Annotated in this window: 10 protein-coding genes and 1 pseudogene; 2 read left to right on the top strand and 9 right to left on the bottom strand. The window is 65.1% G+C overall.

Annotated elements, in window-relative coordinates:
- Window positions 1-462, top strand: a pseudogene (locus tag FFS49_RS21940) (transposase); the annotation flags it as partial.
- Window positions 463-635: 173 nt separating this feature from the next.
- Here the strand turns inward: FFS49_RS21940 and FFS49_RS21935 are convergent.
- The 9 genes from FFS49_RS21935 to FFS49_RS21895 form a co-directional block, all read right to left on the bottom strand.
- Window positions 636-1,616: a GNAT family N-acetyltransferase gene (locus tag FFS49_RS21935; RefSeq protein WP_105818843.1), complete on the bottom strand. Its 981-nt coding sequence runs from the start codon at window positions 1,614-1,616 to the stop codon at window positions 636-638.
- A 47-nt stretch (window positions 1,617-1,663) separates the two neighbouring features.
- A complete protein-coding gene (locus tag FFS49_RS21930) occupies window positions 1,664-2,206 on the bottom strand; it encodes a glycoside hydrolase family 19 protein (RefSeq protein ID WP_039370246.1) in 543 nt (180 codons plus the stop codon).
- Window positions 2,193-3,143, bottom strand: a complete 951-nt coding sequence (locus FFS49_RS21925; protein ID WP_105818844.1) for a DUF4239 domain-containing protein — start codon at window positions 3,141-3,143, stop codon at window positions 2,193-2,195. The genes FFS49_RS21930 and FFS49_RS21925 overlap by 14 nt, the downstream gene beginning before the upstream one ends.
- Before the next feature lie 2 nt (window positions 3,144-3,145).
- Complete coding sequence (locus FFS49_RS21920) at window positions 3,146-4,204, bottom strand: hypothetical protein (RefSeq protein WP_224756103.1); 1,059 nt, start codon at window positions 4,202-4,204, stop codon at window positions 3,146-3,148.
- A 34-nt stretch (window positions 4,205-4,238) separates the two neighbouring features.
- Window positions 4,239-4,898 (bottom strand): hypothetical protein, encoded by a 660-nt coding sequence (locus FFS49_RS21915; protein ID WP_137909899.1) that lies wholly within the window; start codon window positions 4,896-4,898, stop codon window positions 4,239-4,241.
- Window positions 4,899-4,977: 79 nt separating this feature from the next.
- Window positions 4,978-6,678 carry a S8 family serine peptidase gene (locus FFS49_RS21910; RefSeq protein WP_105818846.1) on the bottom strand — a complete coding sequence of 567 codons (1,701 nt, stop codon included), beginning with the start codon at window positions 6,676-6,678 and terminating at the stop codon, window positions 4,978-4,980.
- Window positions 6,679-6,839: 161 nt separating this feature from the next.
- Window positions 6,840-7,967, bottom strand: coding sequence for a hypothetical protein (locus FFS49_RS21905; RefSeq protein WP_137909898.1), 1,128 nt, complete (start codon window positions 7,965-7,967; stop codon window positions 6,840-6,842).
- 198 nt (window positions 7,968-8,165) lie between these two features.
- Window positions 8,166-8,342 (bottom strand): hypothetical protein, encoded by a 177-nt coding sequence (locus FFS49_RS21900; RefSeq protein WP_232352778.1) that lies wholly within the window; start codon window positions 8,340-8,342, stop codon window positions 8,166-8,168.
- A gap of 17 nt (window positions 8,343-8,359) precedes the next feature.
- Entirely contained in the window at window positions 8,360-8,614 is a 255-nt protein-coding gene (locus tag FFS49_RS21895; protein ID WP_220497290.1) for a LuxR C-terminal-related transcriptional regulator, read from the bottom strand.
- Between the two features lie 635 nt (window positions 8,615-9,249).
- Between FFS49_RS21895 and tkt the strand changes: the two genes are divergently transcribed.
- Window positions 9,250-11,304 carry a transketolase gene (gene tkt, locus FFS49_RS21890; RefSeq protein ID WP_105818847.1) on the top strand — a complete coding sequence of 685 codons (2,055 nt, stop codon included), beginning with the start codon at window positions 9,250-9,252 and terminating at the stop codon, window positions 11,302-11,304.
- Window positions 11,305-11,442: the final 138 nt, after the last annotated feature.

The following is an 11,442-nucleotide window of genomic DNA, read 5'->3' as shown; positions in this document are numbered from 1 at the left end:
GGTGGACTCCTTGCTGTTCGCGGCGCGCATTGCCGCTGCGGGCTACGCCCTTCGCGCTAATGCGCGCCAGCATGAAAAACCAACCACTGTCAGATTTAGTCTAGTCCACCGCATCTGAAGGAGCTGCTGGCAGCGAATCAGCCCTTGTTGTGCGTCTACGTGCTACGCGACGAACTCAAACGGCTCTGGTTCTACCGAAAGCCTGCCTGGGCGGAAAAGGCCTGGGAACACTGGATCGAGCAGGCCCGGCAAAGCGGGATTGCCGCGCTGCAACTGTTCGCGCAGCGCCTACAGGGTTACTGGCACGGAATCCTCGCCCGCTGCCGCCATCCGCTCAATACCAGCGTCGTCGAAGGCATCAACAACACCATCAAGGTCATCAAGCGTCGGGCCTACGGGTATCGCGACGAGGAATACTTCTTCCTCAAGATCCGTGCCGCGTTCCCCGGTAATCCGCGATGAACCAAAAATTCACCGCGTTTCAGTGCTTTTACCGATCAAGTTTTTCCAATCTCGACCGTGAGCACGGTTTGGATCGCGCAACACGATGCCGACGGTGGCGTGGCGGAAAACAGAGGGGGCGGCTGCCTGTCGGATGCGGCACGTTGCTCGACAATGCAACCGCCTCCGGTACGTCATTGGGTGTGACCGTCCAGCTTCCGGATCACGTCGTCGTAACTTATCGGCGCCGCGTCAGCGTCGCACCCGTAGTCGCCCGCCCAGTCACCGATAAAAAATACCTCGTTGTCGTGTCCGTGCTCGTAACTTGCTTCCGAGTCGAACGCCAGTTTTCGCAGCTTGTCATAGTTGTCTCGATGGCCACAGCCGAACGTCACTCGTTTGCATTGCCCGTTGTCATGCAAGTCCATGTAATAGATCGGACGACGCCTTTCGATACGCTCGCCGTGGGTCAGTGTGCGCTCGTAGACACGCGCGATGGCACCGCCTTCTCCTTCGTCACGGCATGTCATGTCGAGCCTGTCGTAGAAATCGTGCGCCTTCACGTGCGAGGTCAGCTGCATGCGAACCCTCTTGTCGTCACTGACGCCCTCAGTCACGCGCTGCACAGCCTCATTGAGTATCTGGATGCCCAGCCCCTGTCCTCGCGCGTTCCTGTCTACGCACAGCACATGCAATTCAACTTGCTTCGCGATGTCGGTCGCCTTCGACGTCTTCGGCACGAAGGTTTCGTAAGCGAATACGCCGATCGGCGTCGCCTTCTCATACGGTATCGCACCATTCACGCCAGTGTCCTTGCAAAGGTATCGGGCCAGCTCGGGCTGTTTCGGCCTCGACTGGACGAACAGGCGCGCGCCATCGCCCTGCTTGGAATGCCCGCGGTGGAGCGGGTAATAGTTGCCATAGAGCCAGTAATCGTCGGCATGAACCCAGTCGGGGCTGCACAGCGAGTTGACGGTATTGTCGACATCGCCGGTGCTTTGCAGATGATGCAGGTCTTTTCCCCACGTCGAATTCAACGCGCTCCCCTCTTTCACGGTGACACGCTGGCATTCGATTTCCGCCATTGCGTACCCTGGCAGCGCGCCCACCGCGATCGCCGCCGCGATCAACGCACCCCGTATCGTTTTGAATTCACCCCAGATTCGCGCGTTCATGATATTGCCCTCCGTTGGTTGGTCAGTCCTCGCTGCATGCCGCACACTCACAGACACATCGCCTGCTTCGCGATCGCCCATCGGCGCATCCGGTCCTCGAGTCCGTTGACGCCGCCGTTGATGCGTTTCGTCAGCGACACGAAGTCGCCCGAGTCGGCGATCGCGTTGCAACCGTGCCGCGCCCACCACCAGGCCGCCGAACGCGCGGCCAGCGGTTCGTGCTCGAGGCGTTCCGGCTCGCGCTCCAGATCGACACCCAGCGCGTTGCCGCATTCGCGATAGTTCGTACGCCCCGTGATCTGGATGAGCCCGCGTCCGAGGAAGCGCCTGCCGTCGCCCGGCTGAGCATTGCCGAGCTCGATAGCCTTGCGCGACGGCGGCTCATACGCGCGCTGCGCGGCTGTCGGCCCCCACAACTCGCGCGTGAGCGTGAAGCCGAGCGTCTCGTGGCCCGTTTGCGCGACGAACGCCGCCACGCGTGCAGGTGTCGAAATGCCGAACTCGGCCATCGCGTCGGCAAGCGCCGGATGCCAGCGTTGCGCGAGCGTGGCGGACACGGCGGCGGCGGCCCGGAATTCATCGAGTGTCATCGTGGTCTCCTTGCATCTGATCAGGCAGGCGCGTGGTGCGCTCGCCCGGCGGTGGGGAAACGGTCGGGGCGGACGCCACGGCCGCGTCGTCTGCGCGCGTCCGCCGCCGGCTGCGCGGCAATGCCGGAACGTCGCGCGACGCGGCCGGGCCGCTACGCCGCGATTGCCCGTCCATCGCAGCGACGATCGCGCGCAGCGGCTCGGGCTTGACGCTGACTTCGCCCGCGAACGGACGGTCGACGGCAAGCACGAAGAAGAACGCGAGGCCGAGCGTGAGCGCCCAGCTCGTCACGAGCGCGATGTGGAAACGCGTACCCGGGAGGAGGTAGAGCAGCAGAAACGACAAGACGCTCGTGAGCACCACCACGCCCCACAGCGTGACCGGCATCGCCGCGTCGAGCGTCAGCAGGCGCTGTTCGCGATGCTTCGCCATTTCGTTCGCTCGCGCGAGCACCTCGCCGAGCAGCACGCGCTGCCGTTCGCTGCGCGGCTCGATCCGGTTCGCCAGGTCGAACAGGCGATCGAAGCGGGCCGCCGCCTGCGCATCCGCGCTTGCCTGCTGCTGCATCTTCGGCCACTCGTCACGGACGACGCCGTCGAGATAGGCACGCAGCGCGTCGCGCGCCGCATCGGCGACCGGGTCGCCGAATGCGGCGAGATCGCGCGACAGCTCGCCGGCCGCGGTCGCCTCCGCCTCGACGGTGTGCTCCGCGCCGTTGTAGGCGTCCCACACGCTGATCGCCGAAAACGCGATGAGCAACGAGTTGATCGTCGTGATGACCGACACCATCGTGATCGCCATCGCCCGCTGCTCGGGCAGCAGGTCGACGGGCAGGATGCGCCGGAACACCGCATAGGCGCCCAGCGCGGCCGACACGGTTGCGATCACGATGAACAACCCCATCAGCCACGACGGCCAGTTGTAAAGAAAGAGCATGGTCATTCCCCGATTGCGCTTGCGCCGTCGCGACGCCCTGCCTGCGGCACGTCCGCCGACAGCATCGCGCGCGTGAAGTCGGCGAGCCGCTGCTTGATTGCATCGGGTGGCATGCCCGCTTCAAGCGATTGCTGGAGCCGCAGCAGATCCGCCGCGAGTTCGCTTTGCCATTGCACGCGCTCGGTCGCCGCATGGGCGCGATGCGCTTCGAACGTCGCCTGCGCGGCGGCAGCGGTATCGCCGCGCACGAGCGTCTCGAGCGTCTCCACGAGCCGGTGCAGCAGCCGATGCACGGCCGTCGCCGAAAACCCGCCGAGCATCGCAAGCGCCGGCTTGCCGAAACTGCGCATGCTGCCGCCGTCGTACAGGTGCGGCGGCAGCAGCTCGACCAGGATCAGGCCGGCGATCACGCCGAGAATCAGCCGCGCGCCGTACGACGCGTCGTACTTCGGGTCGTAGGTCGAATTCGCGACGTAGCGATGCGCCTGGAACAGCGTGGCAAACGATGCGCCGAGCCCCGCGCAGAACAGCAGGAACAGCGCATTCCACAGCAGTTGGGTGCCGTGCGAATCGAGAAACCCCTGGTCGATATTCGCGACGGACACTTCCGGCGACAGCGACGTCGCGATCACGGCGACCAGGAACGTCGCGGCGGACAGCGTCAGCGCGCGAATCAGCGGCACGGGCCCCAGCCACGCAAGGCGCGAGCGGACGCGCAGTTCGCGGTCGAGCAGCGTGACGGCCTGCGGCGTGGCCGGTGCGATCGCAACGGCAAGCCGGCGATGAATCGCGGCAAGCGCGTACGATGCGCCGTGCACCGACGACGCATCGGCCACCGCGGTATCGGCCGCGGTATGCGGCACCCCGGCCATCAGCATCGACAATTGCGCGATCAGGTCGGGGGCGACGGCAATCCCGTGCTGCAACGCGTAGCGCGCCATCGCGCTGCATTCGATCAGCAACTGCCCGACCAGATCGCGCCTCGACGAGGCTGCGTCAGCGCCGTCCGCGGCGGGCGATTCGTCCGCCTGTGTCCTGAACCACGAACGATGCGTTTCCATGTCGACTCCCCCGCGTGTCGGCTCGCAACGTGCGCTACAGCCGCACTTCGTCGCCGCAATTGCCGCCCTGCGCCACGACGAGCATGCCGCCCTTGTCGCGATACACGAACACGTCGGACCAGTCGCGCAGCCGGTAGCGCACTTCCGCGAGCCGTCCGTCGGGCGTGCACAGGAACTGCACGGACTTGTCCGCGCCGAGGAAGAAATCATGCAGTTGCGCGTTCTTCAGCTCGTCGAGCCGCACCACCTTGTTGTCATGCTCGCCGAGGTAGCGGCCGAGATTCGTGAGGCCGACCGCACGCGCCATGGCCGCGATCTCGGCGGCGTAACCGGCGGGCGCGTACCCCGTGCAGCTTCCGTAGCGATTCCAGTGCTGCTGGAAATCGTCGGCGCTCGCGGGTGCGATATACGGCGCGGCATCGTCGGACAGCGTGCCGGCCGGCACCGGCGCCGTGTCGCAGTCGCGCCGCGGCGTATACAGGCCGAGCGCCGTGATCCGGATCGGCGCGCCGTCCGCGGCCTGGCGCACCGCTGACGGCTGGCCTGCCGTGCACGTCTGGGCACCCTCGCCGCCGACGCACGCACCGAGCTTCCAGGACAGCGCCAGCGTCCAGTCCTGCGCGTGCGCGCCGGCTCCGGTCAGAATCAGGCTGGCGACGCAGGCAGCCCGGGTCATGCGTAACAGGGTCGACATGATGTGGTTCTCCTCGTGTGTGTGTGACGATTTGCGCCGGCCGACGAATCGGCCGACGGCCGGCGCGGCTCGCGCGCCGTCAGCGGCCCGCCTGCTGCAACAGCTGCCGAAGGTTCTGGAAGCGCGGCAGGCCTGCGCCGAAGCGGTTCGTGACGTCGTACTGAACGATCGGCGTGCAGATCATCCGGATCAGCTGAAACAGTGCGGCGACGCGCTCCGGCCTGCGCGGCCCGAGATGGCCGGCGATCTGCGGATCGCTCACCAGCAGCGCCGCGAGCCCCGTGATGTGCGGCGCCGCCATCGAGGTGCCGGATTCGGCGTTGAACGCCGCGCCCGGCACCGTCGATACGACACCCACCCCCGGTCCGCACACGCCGATCTGCGGGCCGTGGCATGAGAACGTCGGCGAGAAGAGGCCTTCAGCCGTCGCAGCCTGCGCGACGATTTGCGTTTGCTCCCACGTGTTGACGGGCAACTCGCGATGCAGTCCCAGCGCCGACACCGCGAGCACGTATGGTGACGACGCCGGGTACTGGACGGGTCCGCCCGAATTGCCGGCCGCGACGATACATGCGACGCCAGATTGCACGGCCTCCATCAGCTTCTGCTCGACCGCGAGCGACGCCTGCGGTGCGCCCAGGCTCAGGTTCACGACGTCGATGTCGTGATCGATGCAATAGTCGAGCGCCTGGATCAGCGTGCTGAACTGGCCGCCGGGAAAGATCTTCAGCACGTGAATTTCCGCGTCGGGCGCGAAGCCGCGCATCGCCATCTGCGCGTCGGCGGCCTGCGGACTGATGCGCGCGGCGATCACGCCCGCGCAATGCGATCCGTGGCCGATCACGTCGTCCTTCCACGTATCCGGGTTCTGGTCGTTGGTCAGATCGGCGCCGCGCACGATATGGTTCAGTAGCGGATGGGACGCGTCCGCTCCCGAATCGACGATCGCGACGCGCACGCCGCGCCCCGTCACCGTGGCGGGAAGCTCGTCGAGGCCCATCAGGCGCTGCCCCCACCCGAAGGGGGCATGCGGCGGCACGTTCGGGTTCGGCTGCGACAACGGCGTCAGGCGCACCACATTCGCCTGATCGCTCGACAGCAGCGGCGCCGACAGGTGGACATTCCAGTACGTGTGCGACGGCCGCACCGCCAGCGACTGGAGCGGACCGGGCGCCATCTGCGCGACGGCAAGCGTCGTTTCGCCTCGCGCGTCGGTCGTGCCGCTCACCGGGAAGCCGTCGCCCGTGAGCGTCACCGGAATGCCGGGTTGGGGCTGATCGTCCGCGCCCAGCACGCGGATCGTCACCGGGCGCAGGATGGTCGACGCAATCGCCGCCTGCGGACGAAGCTCGGCCCCGGACTCCTGTTGCGGCTTTTTCCCGTAGCCGAGCGGATGGTCCTCCTCGACGATCATTTCCGGCGGCGCCGTCGCCTGCAGCAGCTGCGCGTGCGCGGGGTCCATCTTGACGACGTACGTGTCGGTCGCCTCGTCGGGCCGCGCGGACATCATCTGTGCATTCTTGTGGCTATTGATCACGCGCACGACTTCGACGCCGGGCAGCCGACCGACTGCATTGTCGAGGTCGTGGGCCGACATCGGGGTCACCGCGGCCTGGCGAGCAAGCACGCCGCGCCGGGGCGCAATCAGATACTGGCGCTTGCCGCTCGTCACATGAACCGCTTCATCGGCCGAATCGGGCGGCACGACATCCGGTGCGGCGGCACCGTCCGCCGGCACGGCTGCCGCCTTCGCGGCGGCGGGCTTCTTGTCCTTGTCCATCGCAATCTCCTTCGTGGCGCGACACTCGAGGCACGCCGTGGGTCAGTCGGTCGCAAGCGACGGACGCGCGCCCCGGAGCGACCGGGTCGTTGCGCGACGCGCGTCCATCGGATACGCCACCGCGGAGGCCGCGGGTGGCGCAGGTCTACTGTCGCGACAGGTCAGTGGAATGCCGGCTGGGCGGGGATCGCCGCGAACGGCAGCAGCCCACCGAGCCGGCCGAGCAGCTCGCCGAGTACCGGCGCGGCGGTGCCGATCACGGCGCCGCCGATGCCTTGCGGCGCGAACGCCGCCTGCGGCTGAGCCGAGAACGGCAGCAGCCCGCCCAATTGCCCGGCGACGGTGCCGACCGTCGGTGCGACCGATTTCAGGATGTCGCCGAACACGCCTTGCGGTGCGAACGCCGCCTGCGGCTGGACCGAGAACGGCAGCAACCCACCCAGTTGCCCGGCGACGGTGCCGACCGTCGGCGCGACCGACTTCAGGATGTCGCCGAACACGCCTTGCGGTGCGAACGCCGCCTGCGGCTGGACCGAGAACGGCAGCAGTCCACCCAGTTGCCCGGCGACGGTGCCGACCGTCGGCGCGACCGACTTCAGGATGTCGCCGAATACACCCTGCGGTGCGAACGCTGCTTGGGGTTGAGCCGAGAACGGCAGCAACCCGCCGAGCCGGCCGAGCAACTCGCCGAGCACCGGCGCGGCCGTGCCGATGACCGCACCGCCGATACCCTGCGGCGCGAACGCCGCCTGAGGCTGGGCCGAGAACGGCAGCAGTCCACCCAGTTGCCCGGCGACGGTGCCGACCGTCGGCGCGACCGACTTCAGGATGTCGCCGAATACGCCTTGCGGTGCGAGCGCCGCCTGCGGCTGCGCGGCGAACGGCAGCAGCCCGCCGAGCCGGCCGAGCAGTTCACCGAGCACCGGCGCGGCCGTGCCGATGACCGCGCCGCCAATGCCTTGCGGCGCAAGCGCCGCTTGCGGTTGAGCCGAGAACGGCAGCAGCCCACCCAGTTGCCCCGCGACCGTGCCGACGGTCGGCGCGACCGATTTCAGGATGTCGCCGAACACGCCTTGCGGTGCGAACGCCGCCTGCGGCTGCGCGGCGAACGGCAGCAGCCCGCCGAGCCGGCCGAGCAGCTCGCCGAGCACCGGCGCGGCCGTGCCGATGACCGCGCCGCCGATGCCCTGCGGCGCGAACTCCCCTTGCGCAACCGCCGTCGCGTAAGCCGGAACATATCCCGAGACCGCGTGCGGTACCCCCGGCAATGCATGGTGTACATGAGTCATTTTCGAATCCTTAATGAAGAGGAATCAGTCGGAGCACGACTCGCAGGCCCTGCGTCGTGTGCGCCGTCGACATGCCGGCCGTCCACGCATCCATCGGCCCGGTACGCATGGGTCGGCGGAAACATCGGACGAATCGGCAGATCGATTCTGCGAGTCGGGTCCTGCCGGTTCCATACGGCAAATGCGGTACGCGTCTCGCTACGGCGAGCCGGGCTCGGTAACGTGAAAGGGAACGGGGAGCCAGCCGGACAGCACGGCCGTATGGAGAAGCGCGCAGATGTTGGGCGAGCCGGTCTTGCCGAGAAGATGCGCGCGATGCTTGCGGGCGGTCTGGTCGCTGATGCCGAGCGCGCGAGCGACCTGCTTGTCGCTCATGCCGGCGGCAAGCAGATTCAGGATTTCGCGTTCGCGCGACGAGAACGGGTCGGGACGATGCCGAATACCGTTTTTTTGAGCACATCAGGAAAAAGAGCGAAATAGCGCATGGTCAGCTCCGCCGATTTCCTGAAGCCGAATTTATTGAGGAGATTTTCGCGATGCTTGCGCGCGGTATAGACGGAAACGGACAGTTCGGCCGCGATTTCACGGTCGGTAAGGCCTCGCGAAATCAGGCCCAACACGACTGTCTCACGTGTGGTGAGTTTCAATATGGATCCCCGTCGACAATTGAAAGGGCATCCCCTTCTTTGTCACGGGAGCGGCGATCTCCTTTGAGCACTCACGACAACCTCACGGGCGACCGGACATCTCTCTTGATGCACGCGACATACCACGGTGGATGCGCTTGGAAATGCTTTTTCTATTTCTGGGTCGCCCATTGCAAAACGACTTTTTGATTATTTGCGGCTGCAGGATCGTGAGACCAGCCGTGTGCCGACTATTTGAATTCAGGGCGATCGTGAGCATGCATCATACGCCGAGCACTCGATTTCTCATGATGATTGATATCACTGATTGAATCGATCGCCATGACATGCATTCAATTTACATTTCATTTGTGAATTTATATTTTTGTTTATTATTTCAATCATTAAAAACAAAAATGAAAACTTTCACCCGAACATTACAAAATAACGACATCGACTTCGACGATTGAAAGCGATCCGATTGGCACAACGGGAACGCGAAGCCGTCTGAACACCATCGCCGACTGCTACGCTCGAGGGCCCCCACGTCACCATGGCGACGTTGGGATCGTCGTCACCCGACGTGACAGTCGCGCCGGAAAAGGCATGGATATTGCGCCGCGGCCTCATCCTTCCGAGCCAAAAAAGGAGAACCGATGAGTGATCCCACCGCACATTCCCGGGCGACGCCCAAAGCCGTGCCGCCCCCAAGAGACCCACATCTTCGCGCGCTGGCGAACTGCATTCGCTTCCTTGCAATGGATGCCGTCCAGAAAGCCAACAGCGGTCATCCTGGTGCGCCAATGGGATTGGCTGACGTCGCGACGGTCCTGTTCAAGGAATTCATGCAATTCGACGCATCCACGCCCCACTGGATCGATCGAGACCGGCTGGTGCTTTCCAACGGACACGCGTCGATGCTCCTCTACAGCCTCCTCTACCTGACGGGTTATTCCGACATGACCCTGGACGAGATCAAGCGCTTCCGGCAAGTCGGCAGCAAGACGCCGGGCCATCCGGAGTACTCGCACGCCGAGGGAATCGAACTGACGACCGGCCCCCTCGGACAAGGCCTAGCGGAATCCGTCGGAATGGCGCTGGCCGAGCGCATCATGAATGCGCACTTCGGCGATGATCTTGTCGATCACTACACGTACGTATTTCTCGGTGACGGTTGCCTGATGGAAGGCATCAGCCACGAGGCCATCTCCTTGGCCGGCCACCTCCGGTTGGGCAGACTGATTGCATTTTGGGACAACAATTCGATTTCCATCGACGGCGCCACCAGCCTCGCGGTCTCGGACAACGAGATCGAGCGCTTTCACGCGGCCGGATGGCGCGTCCTGGAAATCGACGGTCACGACACGGATGCGATACGGCGCGCTATCGAGACCGCTCGAACAACGAATGACAGACCGACCTTGATCGCATGCAGGACGATCATCGGGTTCGGCTTTCCGACGAAGGCCGGGACCGAGCGCGCACATAGCGACGCGCCGGGCGAGGACGAAATCGCGGGCGCACGACAGACCCTCGACTGGCATTCGCCGCCGTTTGAAATCCCGGATGACCTGCTGAAGGCATGGCGAGAGATCGGGGCGCGCGGCCGCAACACGAGACTCGCGTGGGAAGAACGCGTCGGCCGGGCGCCGCAGGCGCTGCGTACCGAATTCGAGCGGCGCAATGCGGGCAAGCTTCCAGATGACTGGAAGCAGGCAATTGCCGCGGCACGGCAGGCGTTTATTGCCAGTCGTAGTGAAATGGCCACCCGCAAGGCCAGCGGCGAAGTGCTGGATCGTCTCTTTGACGCGATTCCGGAATTGCTCGGCGGCTCGGCGGATCTTACGGTGTCCAACAATACGAAGACGAAGAATCAAATCGCGATCGAGCCTGGCCAGTTCAAAGGTTCGTATCTCCACTACGGCGTCCGCGAACACGGCATGGCCGCGGCAATGAACGGCATTGCACTGCATGGCGGCCTGATTCCGTACGGCGGTACCTTCCTTTGTTTTTCGGACTACTGCCGCCCGGCGATCCGGTTGAGCGCGATGATGCGGGTGCGATCCATCTTTGTGATGACGCACGATTCGATCGGCCTCGGAGAAGATGGCCCGACCCATCAGCCCGTCGAACATCTCGCGGCACTTCGGGCCATTCCGCAGCTCGCCGTGTATCGGCCGGCCGATCCAATCGAAGCGGCAGAGTGCTGGGAACTGATTCTCGAACAGCCCCGCAGGGCTGCGCTCCTCGCATTGTCGCGACAGCCGGTCCCGCTCGTGCGCAACGAGCCCGGCAACGACAACGAGTCGGCGCGTGGTGCCTACATTTTGCGGAAGGCCGATGGCGGACCGCGCCGACTCACGCTGCTCGCGACAGGCTCGGAGGTTCACCTCGCTGTCCAGGCTCGCGACATCCTGCAGAAGGAAGGTGTGCCGACGACCGTTGTATCGATGCCGTGCCGCCTGCTCTTCGAGGAGCAGCCACGCGATTACCAGGAGGCTGTGCTGGGCGCGTCTCCTGCGAGAGTCGCGGTCGAGGCCGCGGTCGAACTGGGATGGGAGCGATACATCGGCCCGAAAGGCCGATTTGTCGGCATGCACAGCTTCGGCGAGTCCGGAAAAATCAACGACGTGTACGAGAAATTCGACATCACGGTAGAGGCGATCGTTCGTGCCGCGCGGGACGTGCTGCGAGATAACGGCATGCACTAGTCGAGCACGCGACAACGCAGCTGTGTCGGGCGGCGTGCTCCCCGCGCCCGCCGTCGAACTGCTGGACGCGTTGCGTCACCTGACAGGATCCTTGCGTAAGGAAGGGCAACGCCTGTCTTGAGGGCCGTGAATCGGACA

Origin of the sequence: Burkholderia sp. 4NA327C6 (assembly GCF_005502655.1) — a bacterium.
Taxonomy (GTDB): domain Bacteria; phylum Pseudomonadota; class Gammaproteobacteria; order Burkholderiales; family Burkholderiaceae; genus Burkholderia; species Burkholderia contaminans.
The sequence above is the reverse complement of the archived record's forward strand: the minus strand, read 5'-3'. Positions and strand labels throughout refer to the sequence as shown.

What these genes read in the sequence shown, in the direction of transcription:
- FFS49_RS21935 (WP_105818843.1), bottom strand. Translation starts at nt 1,616, where the DNA reads ATGAACGCGCGAATCTGGGGTGAATTCAAAACGATACGGGGTGCGTTG.
- FFS49_RS21930 (WP_039370246.1), bottom strand. Translation starts at nt 2,206, where the DNA reads ATGACACTCGATGAATTCCGGGCCGCCGCCGCCGTGTCCGCCACGCTC.
- FFS49_RS21925 (WP_105818844.1), bottom strand. Translation starts at nt 3,143, where the DNA reads ATGCTCTTTCTTTACAACTGGCCGTCGTGGCTGATGGGGTTGTTCATC.
- FFS49_RS21920 (WP_224756103.1), bottom strand. Translation starts at nt 4,204, where the DNA reads ATGGAAACGCATCGTTCGTGGTTCAGGACACAGGCGGACGAATCGCCC.
- FFS49_RS21915 (WP_137909899.1), bottom strand. Translation starts at nt 4,898, where the DNA reads ATGTCGACCCTGTTACGCATGACCCGGGCTGCCTGCGTCGCCAGCCTG.
- FFS49_RS21910 (WP_105818846.1), bottom strand. Translation starts at nt 6,678, where the DNA reads ATGGACAAGGACAAGAAGCCCGCCGCCGCGAAGGCGGCAGCCGTGCCG.
- FFS49_RS21905 (WP_137909898.1), bottom strand. Translation starts at nt 7,967, where the DNA reads ATGACTCATGTACACCATGCATTGCCGGGGGTACCGCACGCGGTCTCG.
- FFS49_RS21900 (WP_232352778.1), bottom strand. Translation starts at nt 8,342, where the DNA reads ATGAGCGACAAGCAGGTCGCTCGCGCGCTCGGCATCAGCGACCAGACC.
- tkt (WP_105818847.1), top strand. Translation starts at nt 9,250, where the DNA reads ATGAGTGATCCCACCGCACATTCCCGGGCGACGCCCAAAGCCGTGCCG.